This window comes from uncultured Psychroserpens sp. (assembly GCF_947500255.1).
Lineage (GTDB): Bacteria > Bacteroidota > Bacteroidia > Flavobacteriales > Flavobacteriaceae > Psychroserpens.
This window is the reverse complement of sequence record NZ_CANMRL010000009.1, coordinates 14,991-34,974: the sequence shown is the minus strand read 5'-3', so window position 1 is coordinate 34,974 and position 19,984 is coordinate 14,991. Positions and strand designations below refer to the sequence as shown.

General features: G+C 33.0%; 18 protein-coding genes. 15 read left to right on the top strand and 3 right to left on the bottom strand.

Translation table 11 applies throughout. From position 1 onward, the window contains the following. Positions 1-3 precede the first annotated feature (3 nt). The 12 genes from Q0783_RS18165 (at position 4) to Q0783_RS18110 (ending at position 13,002) form a co-directional block, all read left to right on the top strand. Complete coding sequence (locus tag Q0783_RS18165; protein ID WP_298897536.1) at positions 4-807, top strand: alpha/beta hydrolase; 804 nt, start codon at positions 4-6, stop codon at positions 805-807. A gap of 141 nt (positions 808-948) precedes the next feature. Next, positions 949-1,701: a 23S rRNA pseudouridine(2604) synthase RluF gene (gene rluF, locus Q0783_RS18160; RefSeq protein WP_298897534.1), complete on the top strand. Its 753-nt coding sequence runs from the start codon at positions 949-951 to the stop codon at positions 1,699-1,701. A gap of 16 nt (positions 1,702-1,717) precedes the next feature. Further along, positions 1,718-2,578 carry a LytTR family DNA-binding domain-containing protein gene (locus Q0783_RS18155; RefSeq protein ID WP_298897532.1) on the top strand — a complete coding sequence of 287 codons (861 nt, stop codon included), beginning with the start codon at positions 1,718-1,720 and terminating at the stop codon, positions 2,576-2,578. A 232-nt stretch (positions 2,579-2,810) separates the two neighbouring features. Further along, positions 2,811-3,383: a hypothetical protein gene (locus Q0783_RS18150; RefSeq protein ID WP_298897530.1), complete on the top strand. Its 573-nt coding sequence runs from the start codon at positions 2,811-2,813 to the stop codon at positions 3,381-3,383. A 3-nt stretch (positions 3,384-3,386) separates the two neighbouring features. Then, entirely contained in the window at positions 3,387-4,139 is a 753-nt protein-coding gene (locus Q0783_RS18145; protein WP_298897528.1) for a hypothetical protein, read from the top strand. Between the two features lie 9 nt (positions 4,140-4,148). Then, a complete protein-coding gene (locus Q0783_RS18140) occupies positions 4,149-6,080 on the top strand; it encodes a serine hydrolase (protein ID WP_298897527.1) in 1,932 nt (643 codons plus the stop codon). Positions 6,081-6,127: 47 nt separating this feature from the next. Continuing rightward, complete coding sequence (locus Q0783_RS18135; RefSeq protein WP_298897525.1) at positions 6,128-8,257, top strand: prolyl oligopeptidase family serine peptidase; 2,130 nt, start codon at positions 6,128-6,130, stop codon at positions 8,255-8,257. Then, positions 8,250-9,146 (top strand): alpha/beta hydrolase, encoded by an 897-nt coding sequence (locus tag Q0783_RS18130; RefSeq protein ID WP_298897523.1) that lies wholly within the window; start codon positions 8,250-8,252, stop codon positions 9,144-9,146. The genes Q0783_RS18135 and Q0783_RS18130 overlap by 8 nt, the downstream gene beginning before the upstream one ends. Before the next feature lie 64 nt (positions 9,147-9,210). Continuing rightward, on the top strand, positions 9,211-10,299 hold the full coding sequence (locus tag Q0783_RS18125) for a helix-turn-helix domain-containing protein (protein WP_298897521.1): 1,089 nt from the start codon (positions 9,211-9,213) through the stop codon (positions 10,297-10,299). Positions 10,300-10,378: 79 nt separating this feature from the next. Further along, entirely contained in the window at positions 10,379-11,575 is a 1,197-nt protein-coding gene (locus tag Q0783_RS18120) for a T9SS type A sorting domain-containing protein (RefSeq protein WP_298897518.1), read from the top strand. A 6-nt stretch (positions 11,576-11,581) separates the two neighbouring features. Then, positions 11,582-12,457, top strand: a complete 876-nt coding sequence (locus Q0783_RS18115; protein ID WP_298897516.1) for a hypothetical protein — start codon at positions 11,582-11,584, stop codon at positions 12,455-12,457. A 122-nt stretch (positions 12,458-12,579) separates the two neighbouring features. Further along, a complete protein-coding gene (locus Q0783_RS18110; protein ID WP_298897514.1) occupies positions 12,580-13,002 on the top strand; it encodes a VOC family protein in 423 nt (140 codons plus the stop codon). On the opposite strand, the gene Q0783_RS18105 is transcribed toward Q0783_RS18110, so the two are convergent. From Q0783_RS18105 to ffh, 3 genes are read right to left on the bottom strand one after another with little or no spacing between them, the layout of a single operon-like run. Beyond that, entirely contained in the window at positions 12,984-13,697 is a 714-nt protein-coding gene (locus tag Q0783_RS18105; RefSeq protein WP_298897511.1) for a TIGR02206 family membrane protein, read from the bottom strand. The genes Q0783_RS18110 and Q0783_RS18105 overlap by 19 nt on opposite strands. A gap of 25 nt (positions 13,698-13,722) precedes the next feature. Next, positions 13,723-14,598: a bifunctional 5,10-methylenetetrahydrofolate dehydrogenase/5,10-methenyltetrahydrofolate cyclohydrolase gene (locus tag Q0783_RS18100; protein WP_298897509.1), complete on the bottom strand. Its 876-nt coding sequence runs from the start codon at positions 14,596-14,598 to the stop codon at positions 13,723-13,725. Positions 14,599-14,644: 46 nt separating this feature from the next. Further along, the gene (gene ffh / locus Q0783_RS18095; protein WP_298897506.1) at positions 14,645-15,973 is read right to left on the bottom strand and encodes a signal recognition particle protein; all 1,329 of its coding nucleotides are present in this window, start codon (positions 15,971-15,973) and stop codon (positions 14,645-14,647) included. 237 nt (positions 15,974-16,210) lie between these two features. Here ffh and Q0783_RS18090 point away from each other — a divergent pair, with 237 nt between their 5' ends. From Q0783_RS18090 to Q0783_RS18080, 3 genes are read left to right on the top strand one after another with little or no spacing between them, the layout of a single operon-like run. Continuing rightward, positions 16,211-16,726 (top strand): sigma-70 family RNA polymerase sigma factor, encoded by a 516-nt coding sequence (locus tag Q0783_RS18090; protein WP_298897504.1) that lies wholly within the window; start codon positions 16,211-16,213, stop codon positions 16,724-16,726. Between the two features lie 48 nt (positions 16,727-16,774). After that, positions 16,775-17,671, top strand: coding sequence for a FecR family protein (locus Q0783_RS18085; protein ID WP_298897502.1), 897 nt, complete (start codon positions 16,775-16,777; stop codon positions 17,669-17,671). Beyond that, entirely contained in the window at positions 17,664-19,979 is a 2,316-nt protein-coding gene (locus Q0783_RS18080; RefSeq protein ID WP_298897500.1) for a TonB-dependent receptor, read from the top strand. The genes Q0783_RS18085 and Q0783_RS18080 overlap by 8 nt, the downstream gene beginning before the upstream one ends. Positions 19,980-19,984 lie beyond the last annotated feature (5 nt).

The following is a 19,984-nucleotide window of genomic DNA, read 5'->3' as shown; positions in this document are numbered from 1 at the left end:
GGAATGTCTATCAACATTATTAGTGTATTCTCACGCAAAACGGCTGGAAAACTTGCTATAAGGCTATTCTCTTCTCCACGTAAAGTAAAACTTAAAGAAATAGAAGTTGATTTCTTACAGACCGCTTATACTGAAGATCTAGATTATGAAAACTTAAGTATTAGGACCTACCGTTGGCTTGGCAATAAAGAAACTATATTACTAGCTCATGGTTGGGAAAGCAATTCATTTAGATGGAAAGCTTTAATAGAGAAACTAAAGGACTTAGATTATAACATTGTCGCTTTAGACGCACCTGCTCATGGGTATTCTACAGGTAAATTATTTAATGCTATTTTATATTCTGAATGCATTAATATTGTTGCAAAAAAGTTTAGTGCCAATATAATTATTGGACATTCTGTTGGTGGAATGGCTACTGCTTTTTTTCAACAGAAGTATCAATTAGACTCTGTTGAAAAGTTGGTATTACTTGGAGCGCCTTCTAATTTTGTTGGTGTTTTTAGTAGATATGTAAACATGATGAATTATAACAATCGTGTCTCTAAAAGTATGAACGACATTATACTTGAACGTTTTAATGAAAAGCCAGAGTATTTTAATGCTGCTCGTCTATCTGAAAATATAACTGCCGACGGGCTCATTATTCATGACGAGCTTGATAAGATCATACCTTATAACGATGCAGAAGACTTTAAAAATTTCTACAAAAAATCAAGACTTATAGCTACAAAAGGTTATGGTCATAGTTTACGTGCAGAAGAAGTAAATAATCATATTCTTGATTTTATTAATCCTAATATATGACTTTAGGAAAACTTATTATTTCAATACTCACGATTTTAGTAGCGTATTCTATTTCCGAAGTCATAAGATTTGTAAACTATTTGATTTCTGTTAATTAATCTTCGTTTTCATTGTCAGTAATCTTTATTGTACTTTTGTTTCATGTCTGAGCATCTAAAACGAATCAACAAATATTTAAGTGAAGTAGGTTACTGTTCACGTCGTGAGGCCGACAGACTCATTGAAGCTGGTCATGTTACAATAAATGGCACTGTACCAGAAATGGGAACTAAAATTGCTCCTAATGATGAAGTTCGTGTCGATGGTGAATTGATAAAAAACACCAAAGAGGCATTTGTATATCTGGCTTTTAATAAACCCATTGGTATTGTATGTACTACTGATACTCGTGTTGAAAAAGATAATATTATTGACTTTATCAATTATCCAAAACGTATTTTTCCAATTGGCCGATTAGATAAGCCTAGTGAAGGTTTAATACTATTAACAGATGATGGTGATATTGTCAATAAAATTTTAAGAGCGAGTAATAATCACGAAAAAGAATACATTGTTACTGTAGATAAACCAATTTCCCAAACCTTTATCAATAGAATGTCTGGAGGGATTTATCTAGAGGAATTGGGGCAAACAACAAAAAAGTGTATTGTAAGAAAAATCAATTCACATACCTTTAGCATTATATTAACTCAAGGTTTAAACAGGCAAATTCGTCGTATGTGTGATTATTTAACTTATGATGTACAAACATTAAAGCGGGTTCGTATCATGAACATTGAATTAGACGTGCCTGTTGGTAAATATCGTGAATTGACTTCAGAGGAATTTAAAGAATTAAGTACACTTTTAGAAGATTCGCATAAAACATTTAAGTCAGTAAAACCTAAATCCTAGCGTCGTGAAAAATCTCATGAGCAAAATATCAAATTTCAAACTAAGCATCTTTATTATTGCCTTAGTTCTCATTTTTGCCGTGATTTTTGAAACCTTTCAGCAAATCTATTTTGTGACTCGATACAACATCGTCGAAAACGTTTCCTTTTTTGATGTTTTGAAAAGTCAGTTAAACAGTTGGATTATCTGGAGTATGATGTCAAGCGTTTTATTTTTCTACACGAAATCTCAATCTACAAAGAAGCTTGATAACGTCAAGATTTTTAAATATGCACTAGTTATTTTCGCACTAGTCGTTCTATGTATTTTTATTATTTCACTTAGCCGACTGCTATACTCGAATGACGATTTCAGTTTTACATTATTAATAAAAGAATACTTTACGTTCTTTATGTTTCAAAAAGCAACGCTTTATACACTGGGCTATATTGCTATAGCTATGATTTTGCACTTATATTTTGAAAATGAAAAACTACAAATTGAGGTTCAGGAACTTTCAGAACTCAAATTAACCAACGCGCGACTTTTTAAAAAATTAAACTCTACAATTGATGAAAAGGCGAAAGTGCTTAATATCAAGATAGGAAATAAACGTAAAATCATTCCTGTAGAAGACATTAGTTGGATTGAAGCCGATGATTACTGTGTAAAAGTACACACAACAACTAATGGATCTTATACCATGCGCAGTTCATTAAAAGCCTTAGAAGAAAAACTAAGTACTAACTTTCTACGAGTACATAGAAAAGCTATAGTTAATATGTCGTTCGCTAAAGAATTACACATTTCAGGATCTCCAAATCTTATCCTTGAAAACGATATGCAAATTCCTGTATCTAAGAGCAACCTAAAAACCGTAAAAGATTTTCTTAATTAGCATTTTGTTAACTCTGTTTACTGCAAATTAGATACAACTCTCTGCAATTACTTAACAACCCACTATCTTTTTTCATTGCTTTGAGATAGGTTGATTTTCAATATTAGATATTGAGTTCAATTGATTTTTTGAATTAGTCTCTCTGGGTCTATATCACATGACTAACTAACTTTATTAAGACAAAGGATAGTGAGAAGGCTCAGATAGACATTAATAACTAACACTTTATACTATGAAATATCTAGCTTACAGTTTAATTTTTGTATTTACCATCACAGTTCATGCACAATATGAATATGATGCTTCGGAAAAACATCCTTACGGACAACCAAACCCTGAAGCTCCAGAACAGGTCAAAGATTTTGAAGCTATGATTGGCTCCTGTAATTGCAAATCAACAACGAGAAAACAAGATGGTGCTTGGAACGATACCGAAGATATGATTTGGCGATGGAAATATATTATGAACGGTACAGCTGTGCAAGATGAAACCTTAAAAGCTGATGGCGCCCATACAGGTAGCATTAGACAATTCGTTAAAGATAGTAGCAGATGGTATGTACATTTTTTCTCTACTAAGTTTCCTACAACATCGTTACCAACTTGGGAAGGAAATAAAACAGAAGACAATAAAATCATCTTGTATCGCGAAGCAAAAGCTCCGAACGGTATGGATGGATTTTATAGACTTACTTTCTATGACATGAGTAAAACTGGTTATAAATGGGTAGGAGAATGGGTAGATACGACCGAAAAAATTGTTTATCCAACATGGAAAATCGAATGCACGAGAAGTGAAGACTAAATCATGATGAATCATTTTAGAACATTCATTAACTCTATAAGTTGCTTATTAATAAGCTTTACGAGTATTGCCCAAACCGATAGTATTATAAAACCATCGCAAACCAATGTTGAAATTGAATCCTATACACTAGTTTGGTCGCAAACAGTAATAGAGCCTAATGGTACTAAAAGAAAAGGCATCAATACAATGACAGATAAAGTCATTGTTAGTAATGACAGTATCACTAGATCTATGTATTGGGTAGATACATCAAATAATACATATACTAAAACAGATGTACTAAAACAGTCTACTCTTAAACCCTTATCAATTGATATTAGGTGGAATCCAGAATATGTTCAACACACTGATATAATTGATAACACATACATCACCACATCATTAACTAATAGTACCAGCAACTCAAAACTGTCCATAAACACGCTTAACGATAGTGGTTTCACTTGGTCTTCTGATGGCTTTGCATTAACAAGCATCCTTAACCGCAATATTGAAGGTACATTTTCAATGCAAGTCATTCAAGGGCTTCCAAAAAACCCTAAACTTGGTGTAAAATCCTTCAAAATCATTGATACAGAAGTGCTAGACATAAAGCAAATTGGAAAAGTAAATACAAAAAAGATAGAAGTGCTTAATAATGGAAATACTCAAACCACTTATTGGCTTTCTACATCAAAACCTTATATTGTAAAAGTGATGTTCGAACAAGATAATGGTCAAACTACAATTTGGAATATTGAATCACTTAAATAATTGAACAGGATGGCAACCAAAATAAACATCTACAGTCTAAAAGCCGTTTTTATGGCATCACTGGTTGCAATTATCCTTGGCTGTAATACTACCAAAACTGAAAACAACAAACTTAATTACCTCAATCAAAACAAAGCCAGGCTGAATGACGGTTTAAAAGCAATTAGTGATAGTACTTACGGCACTATTCATAGTGTACTAATTATGCAAAACAACGAACTCATTTTTGAAAAGTACTTTAACGGTTGGACAAAAGATTCTCTACATATGATGCAATCGGCAACAAAAAGTGTTATTGCTACACTAATGGGAATTGCTATTCAAGAAGGATATATACAAGATGTAAATCAGAAAGTGCTTTCTTTTTATGAACATAAACCTATAGAAAACATTAATACATGGAAAGAGGACATGACTATTGAAGATCTATTAACCCAACAACATGGCTTAAAGTGGCAAGAAGCACCTTGGAACTCCCCTGATAATACTTGGCGTAAACTATTGGCTACACAGGGCGACTGGTATACATCCATATTAAGTACACCAATGGAATGTGAGCCGGGTACATTATTCAATTACAGTAATGCCGCACCAGTATTAACATCAGGAATTATTCAAGAAGCGTCTAAAATGTCTATAGACAGTTTTGCAAAAAGATATTTGTTTAAACCTTTAGAAATTAATTCATATCGTTTTTGGCAAGGTAATGATGGTCCGAAAAACAATGGTCTAGCATTATTATTTTTAACATCAAGGGATATGCTTAAAATAGGTCAACTATACCTAAATAATGGCCGTTGGAATAACAAGCAAATTTTACCCACAACTTGGACAAAAAAAGCCGCTAAAACACCTATAACTGAAAACCATCGTGACAATAGATTTTATCGCTTTGGTTATGGATACTTTTGGTGGAACACTCCTAAAGCTAGTGGAAACAATCCCGAAACCAACAGCGATATCTATTTAGCCAGAGGAGATGGAGGGCAATATATTATCATAGACCCAAAGCATAAAATAGTTGCTGTTATAACCGCCTGGGATTTACAAAAAGGAAATTACATTTTCAATCTCTATACCCGCTATTTTCAACCAGAAATTCATGACGTCATAACACCAAAACTTTTTGCAGAAAGCATTCTTTCAACGCATGTCGAAATTTCAGCCACTCTTACACCTAATAATCGTGAACTCTATTTTGCAAAAAAAGATTCTTTTTATGCGAACAATCAAAAAAGTACAATTTATAAATCTATTAATATAAATGGAAATTGGTCCAAGCCTCAAATAGCCAGTTTTTCCGGCTCCTATTCCGACTCATCTCCCTTTGTAACACCAAATGGGAAAAGAATCTATTTTACTTCAAACCGCCCAATTAGCGGAGATACGGAAAAGCAAGACAGAGACATTTGGTATGTTGAAAAAGAAAATAATACATGGGGTGCTCCAAAGTACCTGTCAATTTATAATTCTGAAAAATCAGAGTATAGCCCAACTTTAGACAAATATGGGAATCTTTATTTTAGCTCATATCGCGAAGGCGGTTTGGGATCTGGTGATATCTGGGTTTCTTACTTAGAGAATAACACCTATCAAACTCCGATCAATTTGGGTTCCAATATAAATACAAATACTGGTGAATGGGGAGGTTGTATTTCTCCCAATGGTGATTTCTTTATTTATGAAGCCAGCGGAAGAGACCAAAATATAACACATGATGGCGATTTATATATCAGCTATTTTAAAAATAATAAATGGTCAAAATCACAACATTTAAATGCTCTTAATTCTGGTGGTAGCGACTTGTCACCAAAAATTCACAACAACATGTTATACTTTGCCAGCAATAGACATAGCAACTTCCAAATAGAAATGAATAACAACAATGTAGATTTATACACAATACCATTAGACTCAGTTATGGCCTTAGACAAAAACTAATTACAGTGCATACAAATGAGTTTAAATTAAAACTTAATAGTAAAAAAATGAAACACTTAACTCTTATTTTTTATCTAATCGTTATCGTGTCTTGTCAAAAAAGCCTTCCTAGTCCTCAATATCCCGAGAGTTACAAAACACCAATTAACGATACACTTTTTGACCAAGTAATAACAGATAACTATAGGTGGTTAGAAGATTTAAATGATCAAGACACTAAAACATGGATTGACAATCAAGAAGCATTCTACAATACTCAATTCTTGGCAGATAAAAATAAAGTTGATTCTGTTTATAACAGAATGGCGGCCTATCAAAATTTCACTTGGCATGAACCTGTTTTTCAAAAAGGAGGCTATTTTTTCTATAGAAGAAAAGATCCTGAACGAAAATCAGAGATCATTATTAGAAAAAAGGACTTAAATGATAAAGGAGATATCATATTCAATCCAGAGAAAGAGCTCAAAGACAATGAGTCTTTTTTAGGATTTCACGACGTTAGCGATAATGGTAAATATCTTGCCATATTACCCAGTAAAGGAAGCTCTTCTTGGCATAACATAAGAATTAAAAATATTGAAACTAATACGTATCTGAAAGAAGAGATAAACGGGATACAAACTATAGGGCCTTCCGGAAATGTGCTTTGGAATGCTGACAGTAGTGGTTTTTTCTATTTAAAATTTGACGCACCAAACGTTGAAAATGAATTATCCTCTACGCTTTCAAATGCAAGAATTATGTTTCATCAATTATATACTTCTTCGCAAGAAGATATTTTGGTGTTTAATCAGCCTAACAAACCAGATAATTATTTTATTCCTTACTTAAGTAATGACCAGCAATACATTATAATTAAAGTTGTAAACTCCGATTCACCAGGAAATGATATATATTACAAAAAAGTAACTCATTTAAAAAGTACGCCAACAAAACTTCTTGGTGATACTATGGCTCGATTTACATTTGAAGCATCAGAAGGCACGAATTGGTATTTCAGTACAAATTTACAATCCCCAAATAAAAAAATAATCAAGATCAATATTGAAAACCCTTCTCCAGAGCATTGGAAAACTACAATAAAAGAAGGTAAACACCCAATGAATACTGTAAATAGAGTTGGTAAGCGTTTTGTGATAAAATATATTATAGATGCACATCAAGAATTACATGTGTATGATTTCGATGGAAATTTTAAAAATCAGATCAATTTACCTAAACTTGGCTATATTGTATTTTACCCAGATCATATTGAATCTCCAGAAACTTTTATAGGCATTTTTGGACCGTTTTTTCCTGTTGAAATCTATAAAATAAACAGCGAAACATATACTAGCGAATTAATATATCAAGGATTTAAAGATAATTTGAATGAGACCTATGAGCTAAAGCAAGTGTTTTACAAAAGTAAAGATGGCACTACAGTTCCTATGTATCTCACTCATAAAAAAGGGATAGAATTAAACTCTAAAAACAAAGTTCTATTATTTGGCTATGGTGCCTATGGTTCTATTGGTTTTCCTGGATACTCGCCTCAAATTCTACAATGGTTGAATATGGGAGGGATTTATGCCTATGCCAATATTAGAGGAGGTGGCGAATATGGTGAGTCATGGCATCAAGGAGGTATAAAACAACATAAACAAAATGCTTTTGACGATTTTAATTCAGCAGCAGAATGGCTTATAGATAACAACTATACATCACGTAAAATGATTGCTGCTAACGGAATTAGTGCAAGTGGTAGTACAGCAATAGCAAGTGTTATGCAACGTCCAGATTTATATGGCGCAGCACTTATAAGCGTACCAACCTTAGACCTGACGAGATTTCATCTATTTACTGGTGGAAAAACTAAAATGAACGAATTTGGGAATCCTAATGTTGAAGAAGACTTAGTTAACATTTTAAAATATTCACCATATCACAACCTTAACTCTATTGAATGCTTACCGCCTACTATAGTTCAAGTTGGTGAAAACGATCAAACCGCAGTTCCTAGCCATGGTTATAAATTTGTAGCTGCAGCTCAACAAAATCAAAACTGTAGTAATCCAATACTTCTTAAAGTTTCAAGACAATCTGGTCATGGCAAAGGCACCACAATTGAAGCGAGAAATTATACAGAAGCCCAAGAACTTGTTTTTATTTCCAAATACTTAACAGAACATGACTAAGACGTTTAAAGTACTCTGCTGTATACTACAAACTTTAGTTGTATTTAGCGCCTTTGGTCAAATTCCTAATGCAAAAAAGGAAGCAATTGAATTTCAATCAACCAGAGAGGCAACACTTAGAGGAGATCTATGGATACCTAACAACGCTGTTAAAAAAATGCCTTTGATTATTGCAGTTCATGGAAGCGGAAAAACCGACAGAAATGATAGTTTCATACTTGAAATGGTTAAACATTATACAGCCAATGGTATCGCCGTTCTAACTTATGACAAAAGAGGGGTTGGAAAATCTGATGGTGTCTATATTGGAAGTTACAGTAGCTCTATGATAACTTATGCTATTGACGTTATTGCCGCATTTGACAAAATGAAATTGGATGATAGGTTTGATTCTAAGAAAATTGGCGTATCGGGAATTAGTCAGGCAGGTTTTATTATCCCAATAGTGGTCTCTATTTTAAAAAAAGAACTTGCTTTCAGTATTATCTATTCTGGTCCAACCGTAAGCATTTATGAAGAGAATGTTTACAGTAATCTTACAGGCGATGCTAATGGGGCACCTACAAAAAACAGTAAGGAATTTATAGAAGCTGAAATGAGTAAACTTAATTCGGCTGGCTATGATCCATATCCATTTATTGAAGAAATGACCATTCCCTCTCTTTGGGTTTTTGGAACTCTTGATAAAAACATTCCTGTTTATCAATCCGTAATTGATTTAAAAGCTATTAAAAAAAGATGGAATAGAGATTTTGAATGGAAGCTATTCGAAAATGCAAATCATTCGTTAAAGAAATGCAAAACAGGAGGCAGCTGGGAAAAACCTGTCCCAAATGTGACTCATGTGCTCGTATTTCCTTATGTGATCAATTGGATTAACAATCATTGATCTTAAGTAAATATTTATAATACTAAACTTAAAGCGCAACAAATTATTTACCTTAGCTTTTAAGATGCAACAAACTCCTTCTTTTGATACCTGGACATCAGGATTCTTATTTGCAGTAGCAATGGGAATCTTTTTGTTTTTGATTCTTATAGCTAAAAGAAATAAAAAAAATTATCCAATTGCTTTTTTAGTATTGGCCTTTTCGGGAATACTATTTGCTTATGTACTCTACTGGACTAAATATGCGCATCAAATCCCTTATTTTAACTCATTCCAGTATATAGGTCTTTACTCAGCAGGCCCATTAATTTACACTTATGTTTCAAACATTTATAATGTAAAACTTAAACGCTTTATTTTTCATTTTGGTTTTAGTTTTTTATGGATTGGTTTAACCTTAATATTTTGGTCTCAATATCTTTTTAAATACCGTTTAGATTTAAGAGAGATCGTGAAGTTCTTTTCTAATTATGTGCTAATAATTATGCATTTAATTGGTTATCTCTTTGCTATTATATGGCTTTTTAAAAAGAATAATACCACAGACACTGAAGTTCAAAAAATAAGACATAAATGGATTAGGGTTTTAATTGTTCTCTATGCTCTATTTGTACTATCCTATATCTCGTATTACATATTGATAAATTTTTCTTTTTTTAATAACCAATGGGATTATATGATTTCGGTAAGCATGTCTTTAGCTATTTACGCTATTGGTTATTTTGTATATAAGGAACCACAAATTTTTGATGGCGAATTCATTTCGGATTTATTTTTACCCATAGAAAACAAAAAAGATAGCTTAGAGGATCATCTCATTAATGAACTTTATAATAATTTAGTACAATACATTGAAACCGATAAGCCGTTTACGGATAATGATTTGAGGTTAGCAAACCTTGCAGATCAAGTAGGTTACTCTACGCATCTTCTCTCAAAAGTGATTAATAAAAAATCTGGCAAAAATTTCAATCACTTTATAAATGATTACCGCTTATTAGAAGCCGAAAAACTATTAACCTCCTCAAATAGTTATAGTGTAAAGACTATTTATTTTGATGTAGGCTTTAATAACAAAGTTACCTTTTATAAGGCATTCAAAGGAAAGCATAACTGCACACCAACAGAATACAAAAAGATTCATATGTATTAAAAAAAGTAAACAATTATAATTACATACGACATCTAAATTTTTTTCATCTTTTTTTGAGTAGAATCAAAAAACTACTATTATGAAAAAAATTACTCTTAATACAAGTACATGTATACTCTTATGTCTTTTTTTTGTACATACACTATTCGCACAACTGCCTGAAGGTTCTCATTTATTAGTTAGCGACATAACTGCTCAAATTAGCTCAACGTCAGCTTATAAAATTTTAAAATTTGATCACAATGGTGAAAATGGTGAAATCTTCACCGATCAACAACTTGCTTGGCCTCAAGATATCGTTATTGCTCAAATACCAAATGAAGGCTTTAGAGTACTGGTATCTAATCTTAGTAGCGGAAGAATAACCAAATATGACTTAGAAGGGAACTATGTTGGTAATTTTGCTACAGGAATTGGTGGACCAACTCGAATGCGCATCAAAGACAACATACTATATGTACTTCAATGGTTTAATCAATCAGTGCCAGAATATGTGTTGCGTTTTGCTTTAGACGGAACACCTTTATCCAATTTTACAAATACAGGAATAAGACTTAGCATTGGTATGGATTGGGATGCGAACGATAATTTCTATGTAAGCTCTTATGGTCAACCTCCTTTTAATGGTAATCCAGCTATCCCAGCTCAAGTGTATAAATACAACAGCATGGGAGTATATGAAGGTATTTTTATTAGTGAACTTTCACTTTCTGGACCTACAAATATTTGGTTTGACACATCTGGAAATGGCGATTTATTGGTTATTGACTATAATGACAACTCTATTAAACGATTTAATAATAACGGTCTTTTAATAGGCACAATAGTTAGTGGTTTAAGTACTCCTGAAGGCGTGGCCTTTTTAAGTAACGGAAATTTCCTCGTAGGAAATGGCCTTACAGGATTGATTAAAATGTATGACAACGACGGAAATTTTATTGAAAACTTTATCGATTCAACTGCATCTTCTCAAGCTAATCTTATAAATCCTAATGCCTTTTATATTATGCCATCAACATTATCAATTTCAGAAGTTAATTCGAGAGAAGAGACGTTCATAACTCCAACTGTAGGCCACCAATTTAAATTTAATCCAGAAATTATTAAGCCTTCAGACAAGATATATATCTACAATACCATTGGAAAGCTTATAGAAACTATAGTATTAGACAACAATTTAGAATGGACACCAAGTACATACAGCAGCGGTGTATATTTTGTCCATATGATTTCCAACAACAAAAAAGAAGTTCAAAAAATAGTCATCAAAAACTAAAACATCATGAAAAAAGCACTTATAACCGTATGTCTTATTATTTTTATTCCTCAGTGCGGTATATCCCAAAATAATTCACCTTACCAACCTGACTTCAACAATAAAGATTATGAGAAGGTGATAACAACTGCTAAAAAGCAACTTAAAATAAATCCTAAAGATTCTATGGCCAGCTATTTTATGGGGTTCAGCTACTCAAATCTAAAACAGCATAAAAAAGCAATAAAAAACTTAGAGGCAGTAAAGAAAAGCGGACTTACAGGACCAGCCATCTTCTTAAGACTCGCAATAAGTTATACCGCCGAAAATCAACCTGATAATGCCCTTGTACAATTGGAGACATTAGATAGCTTGCAATTCGCTTTTTATAAGCGCTTAGACAAACCCGAATTTGATGCTTTAAGAGATAACAAACGTTTTATTAAAGTAAGAGAAAGTATGTATAAACGAGCCAACCCATGCAAGTTTAGTGATAGTTATAGACAATTCGACTTCTGGTTAGGTGAATGGGATGTTTATGCTCAACATCAAAAAATTGCCGAAAGTAGCATCACAAATACTAATGGCGACTGTGGAATTCTAGAAAATTGGAGACCTATTGGCAGTAATGGTGGAAACTCTATAAGCTATTATGACAGTAATGATAAAGTATGGAAACAAAACTGGGTAGCTTCAGGAAGTGTAAGCCATTACGAGCAACCTAAAACAGAAACCGATGGAGATATGTTGATGATTGCCAAAGGACCAAACGTTTGGTTTCGAATGATCTGGTATTATAACAAAGAAGACGATACGGTAAGACAAGTCCAAGAGTCAAGCTCAGATCAAGGGCAAACATGGACGAAAGCCTTTGACGGTTTATACAAACGAAAATCAGAGTAACTAATTGATAACTTGCTAATTAAAAAAAGACTTGCTAAAAAAACAGATTGTTTTTAGTAAGTCTTTTTTGCCTTTACATTGTAGTGATTAAATGTTATTTTTACCTGTAAATTATTTTAATCATGAATAACATAGCACCATTTCACATCGCAATTCCCGTTCATAACCTTAATGAATGTCGAACATTTTATAGAGATATACTCAATTGTGACGAAGGACGAAGTAGTGAACATTGGGTAGATTTTAACCTCTTTGGTCATCAACTTGTTATTCACTATAAACCAAAATCTGAAAATGATATTCATACAAATGCTGTAGACGGAAAAGCAGTTCCTGTCCCGCATTTTGGTGTAGTACTGCCATGGGATACCTTTCACAATTTTGCATATACACTTACAAAAAAAGGTATAAAATTTGTTATCGATCCTTACATACGATTTGAAGGTCTAGCAGGAGAACAGGCAACCATGTTTTTTTTAGACCCATCTGGAAATGCTTTAGAATTTAAAGCGTTTAAAGACATCAATCAATTGTTTGCTAAATGATTTCTTCGGAAATAAAATGGCAAATAAATAATAAGAAATAAAGGAATAATTATGAGCTGACAAATAATAATATAATACGGCCACTCTCCAAAATAATCTAATACAGAAGCGGACTCTGGTTTACTATTAAGGTAAAAATAATTAGAATCCAAAAGAAAATTTGCCAAGATCATGAGTATCACATAAATCTGCAATGCAAAAAAAGACTTAAAAACACTTTTGAGCTTCGGTTTGAGCTTAAAAACAAAAATACTGTAGAAGATAACAATCAGTAATCCTAAATGAACTATCCAATATCTAAAATAATCTAAACTTGGAAAACCTTCTGAAATATCTGGTGTAATTACAGCTTGTAGAGTTCCTGCGATAATCCAAAACACTAAAATTTCAAACATCCAATAGCGTTTATAATACGTGTATACAGGAATAATCACTCCTAATAAACTACACAAATACAAAGGGAGATCATTTTTAAAATCGTAGTCGCCTAATATCATGTGATAGATATGAAATGCTACAACTGTAATAGAAATAAAAACAGCTATGAGATGAATGAAATGCTGCTGCTTTTCAGTAGAAATAGTCCTTGCATACCGTATTAAGGTAATTGTAAAAACAACAGCCATAACAATTGGCAATACATGTTCCCAACTTAAAATAAGCACACGTTCTAAAGCAGCACAGAGATTAACCATACTGCAATATAAGTAAATAAGGAGACTACATACGCTGCTCTCTAGCAAGCAATGTGTTTTTAAGTAGCATAGCGATAGTCATTGGACCAACACCTCCTGGAACAGGTGTAATATAACTTGCTTTTTTACTTACATTTTGAAAATCAACATCACCAGTTATGATATATCCTTTAGGAGAATTATCATCTGGTACTCTAGTAATTCCAACATCGATAATAACAACATCATCTTTTACCATTTCTGCTTTTAAAAAGTTTGGAACGCCTAAAGCAGATATAATAATATCGGCTTGTGATGTAATTTGAGTGATGTTTTTTGTGTGACTGTGAGTTAATGTCACTGTTGAGTTCCCAGGAAATCCTTTACGTCCCATTAAGATACTCATTGGACGACCAACAATATGACTTCTTCCAATGACAACTGTATGTTTTCCTTTAGTTTCTACTCCGTAACGATCTAATAATTCTAAAATTCCAAAAGGTGTCGCCGGAATAAAGGTACTCATATCAAGTGCCATTTTTCCAAAGTTTTCAGGGTGAAATCCATCTACATCTTTACTGGGATCTACAGCCATCAGTACTTTTTGAGTATTAATTTGAGGAGGCAATGGCAACTGAATGATAAATCCGTCGATATCATTATTTTGGTTTAATTCTTCAATCTTATCTAATAATTCTATTTCACTGGTCGTGTTTGACATGCGTACCATTGTAGACTCAAAACCTACCCGTTCGCAAGCACGTACTTTACTTCCTACATAGGTTAAACTTGCTCCATCATTTCCAACAATAACAGCAGCTAAATGAGGAACTTTCTCTCCTTTAGCCTTCATCTTGTCAACCTGTTGTTTGATTTCGTCTTTAATGTCGTTACTTACCTTTTTTCCGTCTAGAATTACCATGTGTTGATTGTTGTGTGTTTTAATTATATAAAAAAAGCATGAGTTATTATCTCATGCCTTTCATAGCTTGCATCATTGCTTTTCCTTTTCCGCCTTGCATCATCTTCATCATCTTACTCATCTGATTGAATTGCTTTAAAAGCTGATTGACTTCTTGTACCGAGGTTCCAGAACCTTTTCCAATACGCTTTTTTCTACTTGCATTTATAATAGAAGGATTAGATCGTTCTCCTGGAGTCATAGAATGAATAATAGCTTCAATACCTTTAAAAGCATCGTCATCAATATCTATATTCTTCATCATTTTTCCTGCTCCTGGAATCATTCCAATCAAATCTTTCATGTTACCCATTTTCTTGATTTGCTGTATCTGCTTCAAGAAATCATCAAATCCGAACTGATTTTTGGCAATTTTCTTTTGGATTTTACGAGCTTCCTCTTCATCATATTGTTCTTGTGCTCTTTCTACAAGAGACACCACATCTCCCATTCCTAAGATACGATCTGCCATACGTGATGGATAGAAGACATCAATAGCTTCCATCTTTTCTCCTGTACCAATAAATTTAATTGGCTTATTTACCACAGACTTAATTGAAATGGCAGCACCACCTCGAGTATCACCATCTAATTTGGTAAGGATAACACCATCAAAATTTAAGATATCATTGAAGGCTTTTGCTGTATTCACAGCATCTTGACCTGTCATAGAATCGACTACAAATAAAGTTTCCTGCGGTTGTATTGCACTGTGGATATTAGAAATTTCATCCATCATGGCTTGATCAACTGCTAAACGTCCAGCAGTATCTATAATAACCACATTAAAACCATTAGCTTTTGCGTGCGCTATACCTGCTTGAGCAATAGCTACTGGATCACTATTACCTTTATCACTATAAACCTCAACATTAATTTGCTCTCCTACAACATGTAATTGGTCAATCGCAGCAGGACGGTAAACATCACAGGCTACTAAAAGAGGGCGTTTTGTTTTTTTATTTTTGAGATAGTTTGCCAATTTACCTGAAAACGTCGTTTTACCAGAACCTTGTAAACCAGACATTAAAATCACGCTTGGGTTTCCAGAAAGGTTAATACCTTCGGCATCTCCACCCATAAGTTCAGTCAATTCATCTTTAACAAGCTTGACCATTAATTGACCTGGTTGTAAGCTCGTCAATACGTTTTGGCCTAAAGCTTTTTCCTTGACTCTATTGGTAAATTCTTTAGCTATTTTAAAGTTGACATCGGCATCTAATAAGGCTCTACGAACTTCTTTTAAAGTTTCTGCTACATTGACTTCGGTAATACTACCATGCCCTTTTAAGACGTGTAATGCTTTATCTAACTTTTCACTTAAATTATTAAACATATTCTTATAGAATTTTAAAGATGCAAATTTAACGATTTGTGATGTATTTATAAAGCGAAGTTTGAAATTAAGCCATAAAAAAAGGATTGCTATGACCAACAATCCTTTTTTACCAACTAAAAACTAAAACTAACGGTTAAGTTTGCTTAACAATTACTTATATTTTTAATAGAACATTTATATCTTAAAAATTCCTACCTCAATAATTTTTATAACTTAGCGCAACCAAGAATAAAAATGTCAAAACCACTTAAGGAACATATTTGCGAAGAACAATTGTTTTCTTCTATCTTCAGAAAGTATTCTAAAGACTTATATGACTTTCTCTACTACAAGTTTGGAAGCCAGTTCAATCCGCAAGACAAAATGCAAGAAGCGTTTGTGAAATTGTGGGAAAATTGTGCTAAAGTACCACAGGACAAAGCAAAAAGTTTTTTGTTTACGACAGCTAATAATCTCATGTTAAACGAATTTGCCCATCGAAAAGTAGTATTAAGACATCAACAAATCAAACCAAAACACAGCACCAATATCAATCCCGAGTTTCTGTTACAAGAAAAGCAATACAAAGAGAAATTAGAAAAAGCCATTGCCAATCTAACCGAAGCACAACGTGTCGCCTTTTTAATGAATAGAGTTGAAGGAAAACGCTTCAAGGAAATTGCCCAATTACTTGATATTTCTACGAAAGCTGTAGAAAAGCGTATTTATGGTGCATTAAAAAAATTAAGACAAGATATTGATGAACTATAAAAGGTAGGAATTTTTATTCTTGAACTGTTATATGAGTGAATTTATATTATGAACAGAGAAAGCCTCATACAAAAATGGTTAGATCACGATCTTAACCCTCAAGAGCTTGAAGCATTCAAGCAGCTTGAAGATTATAATGATCTCATCAAATTAGACCTACAACTTAAAGGGTTTAAAGCAAAAGCTTTAGACACTGAAGATGAGTTAGATACTGTATGGAACACCGTCAAATCAAAACCTACAAAACGCTATAAACTCATATCAATCGTGTCTAAAATTGCTGCTGTACTAGTAATTTGCTTTGGTATTTATTTTTACAGCAATAGCTTAGATACGACCACAAGAACTCTGGTATCTGAACAAAAATCTTTGGTATTACCTGATGCATCACGTGTTGAACTTAATGCTGTATCCAGTATTGTGTTTAACGCCTCTAACTGGGACGATAATCGTAATTTATCACTTCAAGGAGAAGCTTTTTTTAATGTTGCTAAAGGACAACGTTTTGATGTAAAAACCGAAATAGGAACAGTAACAGTTCTCGGTACTCAATTTAATGTTAAGCAGCGAGACAAGTATTTTGAAGTGACTTGTTATGAAGGTAAAGTTGGTGTTCACACAAATACAAAACAAACAACACTCCTACCTGGAGATACTTTTTTAATTATTGATGGGAAATATATTGCTACAGAAAAAGAAGAATTACCAAGTCCATCGTGGTTAAACCATAAGAGTACCTTTAAAAGTATTCCATATAGAGAGGTCATTGCCGAATTCGAAAGACAATATAATGTGTCTGTTGAATTTAACAATATTGACGATTCTCAAAAATTTACAGGAAGTTTTATGCATAATGATATAGAAATTGCCTTAAAATCCATTACTTTACCATTACAATTGAAGTATAGTAAAACGGATAATATCATTAGGCTAAAACGTGAGTAAAAAAGGTGTCTTCTATCTTTTTATAACCTTATTCTTTTTGAATGCTAGTCGCACTTATGCACAAACTAATTCAAAAAAGAAACTTCCGCTTGTCGAAATTATTTTACAATTAGAGCAAAAATTCAATATTAACTTTAGTTATTTAGATCAAACTGTTGAAAACAAAACTGCTGTGCTACCTGATGATGAATTATCGTTAGAAGACGTTCTAAAGTTTTTAAAATCTGAAACCAACCTAGATTTCATACGCATCAATGACACTAATGTAGTCATCTCTAAACGTTCAAATCCATTTAGTAGCTTTATTACTCAAAAGCTGGAAGAAGTCGTCATTACTAATTTCTTAACCAAAGGTATTTCCAAAAAGAGTGACGGTAAAATCAATATTAAAACTGAAGATTTTGGAATACTCCCAGGATTAATAGAATCTGATGTTTTACAAAGTATACAAGCCTTACCAGGAATTCTTAGTGTAGATGAACGTGTCTCTAGCATCAATGTTAGAGGTGGCACTCACGATCAAAACTTAATTCTTTGGGATGGTATAAAAATGTATCAATCTGGACATTTTTTTGGTTTGGTATCTGCTTTTAATCCATACCTCACAAAAGAGGTTAATATTTCAAAAAATGGTACGAGCGTAAAATTTGGTGATGGTGTATCAAGTGTGATAGATATGACACAATCTAATAGTTTGGATCAAGATTTTATCGCTGGAGCTGGCTTTAATCTTATCAATGCTGATGGTTTTGCTAAAGTCCCCTTAAATGATTACACCGAAATACAAGTCTCAGCTCGACGCTCTGTTACCGATTTTATTTTCACGCCAACCTATGATCAATATCTACAACGTGTCTTTCAGGATAGTGACTTTTCTAATCCGCAACAAGGCAGCTCTGAAGTAATCTCTAATAATGAACGTTTTTACTTTTATGATATAGCGACAAAGTTTTTATACGATATCACAGATCAAGATCAATTTCGTTTTAATTTTTTAACCATAAACAACAAGCTTACCTATGACCAAAGGTCTGATGATGATTCTGGTATTCCTTTAAAAAATGAACTCATACAAAACAATTTTGCTACTGGTTTTCAATATCTAAAATACTGGAATAGTAAGCTTACGACCACAGCGCAATTTTACTATACAGGTTATGACTTAAGAGCCACAAACTTTGATATTGCAAGTAGTCAACGTACCAATCAAGACAATCGCGTTAACGATTTAGGTATTAAGATTAATGCTACAAATCATATAGATGACAATTTAAAATTACATGGTGGTTATCAATTTAGTGAGGTTATTATTAGTAATGCGGAAGACACTAATAATCCAGACTCAGAGAGTTTTATCAAAGAAGTTGTACGAACACATTCTATTTATGGTGAAGCCGAATTTACCTCAGCCAGTAAAAGCACATATGCACGAATTGGACTAAGAACTAATTACATTGAAAAATTCTCGGAATTTTTCACAGAACCGCGTTTATCGTTGAGCCACAAGCTGAGTAATGATTTTAGATTAGAATTTTTAGCCGAATTAAAAAGTCAGACTACCTCTCAAATCATCGATTTACAAAATGACTTCTTAGGTATTGAAAAACGACGTTGGATCTTATCTAATAACGAAGATATACCTATCATTAAAAGTGTTCAAGGCGCTGTTGGAATTCATTATAATAAAAACAAGCTACTTATTAGTGCCGAAGGTTTTATTAAAGATATTGACGGTATTACGTCTAGAAGTCAAGGATTTCAAAATCAGTTTCAATTCACAGATGCTATCGGAAAATATCAAGTAAGAGGTATCGATTTTTTAATCAACAAACAATTTGATTCATTTAGTACGTGGTTAAGTTATTCTTACAGCCAGAATGATTATGAATTTGACGACTTAAACAATGGTAACCCGTTTCCTAATAATATCGATGTAAGACATACCGCAACCTTTGCTGGCACTTACACTATTAATGATTTAAAATTAGCATTAGGCGTTAATTGGCATTCTGGAAAACCCCAAACATTGCCTTTATCAATGCAAGATGATACCAATTCGCAAATTGAATATACAACTCCAAATAGTAGTAGACAGAGTGATTACTTCAGAACAGATCTTTCTGCAACGTACCAGTTAAGACTTACCAATAGAATGAATGCATCTATTGGAGCGTCGATATGGAATCTATTAGACAGGGAAAATGTGATCAATACCTACTATTCAGAAAATACAAATGGTGATATTGTAACCATTGAAAATGTATCTTTAGGCATTACACCTAATATTAGTTTTAGAGTACGATTTTAAAATAA

Bases quoted from the DNA above. Each gene is read 5' to 3' on its own strand.
- Q0783_RS18140 (WP_298897527.1), top strand. From the start codon at position 4,149: ATGGCAACCAAAATAAACATCTACAGTCTAAAAGCCGTTTTTATGGCA.
- Q0783_RS18125 (WP_298897521.1), top strand. From the start codon at position 9,211: ATGCAACAAACTCCTTCTTTTGATACCTGGACATCAGGATTCTTATTT.
- Q0783_RS18120 (WP_298897518.1), top strand. From the start codon at position 10,379: ATGAAAAAAATTACTCTTAATACAAGTACATGTATACTCTTATGTCTT.
- rluF (WP_298897534.1), top strand. From the start codon at position 949: ATGTCTGAGCATCTAAAACGAATCAACAAATATTTAAGTGAAGTAGGT.
- Q0783_RS18150 (WP_298897530.1), top strand. From the start codon at position 2,811: ATGAAATATCTAGCTTACAGTTTAATTTTTGTATTTACCATCACAGTT.
- Q0783_RS18115 (WP_298897516.1), top strand. From the start codon at position 11,582: ATGAAAAAAGCACTTATAACCGTATGTCTTATTATTTTTATTCCTCAG.
- Q0783_RS18155 (WP_298897532.1), top strand. From the start codon at position 1,718: ATGAGCAAAATATCAAATTTCAAACTAAGCATCTTTATTATTGCCTTA.
- Q0783_RS18090 (WP_298897504.1), top strand. From the start codon at position 16,211: ATGTCAAAACCACTTAAGGAACATATTTGCGAAGAACAATTGTTTTCT.
- Q0783_RS18110 (WP_298897514.1), top strand. From the start codon at position 12,580: ATGAATAACATAGCACCATTTCACATCGCAATTCCCGTTCATAACCTT.
- Q0783_RS18105 (WP_298897511.1), bottom strand. From the start codon at position 13,697: ATGGTTAATCTCTGTGCTGCTTTAGAACGTGTGCTTATTTTAAGTTGG.
- Q0783_RS18165 (WP_298897536.1), top strand. From the start codon at position 4: ATGTCTATCAACATTATTAGTGTATTCTCACGCAAAACGGCTGGAAAA.
- Q0783_RS18130 (WP_298897523.1), top strand. From the start codon at position 8,250: ATGACTAAGACGTTTAAAGTACTCTGCTGTATACTACAAACTTTAGTT.
- Q0783_RS18135 (WP_298897525.1), top strand. From the start codon at position 6,128: ATGAAACACTTAACTCTTATTTTTTATCTAATCGTTATCGTGTCTTGT.
- Q0783_RS18085 (WP_298897502.1), top strand. From the start codon at position 16,775: ATGAACAGAGAAAGCCTCATACAAAAATGGTTAGATCACGATCTTAAC.
- ffh (WP_298897506.1), bottom strand. From the start codon at position 15,973: ATGTTTAATAATTTAAGTGAAAAGTTAGATAAAGCATTACACGTCTTA.
- Q0783_RS18100 (WP_298897509.1), bottom strand. From the start codon at position 14,598: ATGGTAATTCTAGACGGAAAAAAGGTAAGTAACGACATTAAAGACGAA.
- Q0783_RS18145 (WP_298897528.1), top strand. From the start codon at position 3,387: ATGATGAATCATTTTAGAACATTCATTAACTCTATAAGTTGCTTATTA.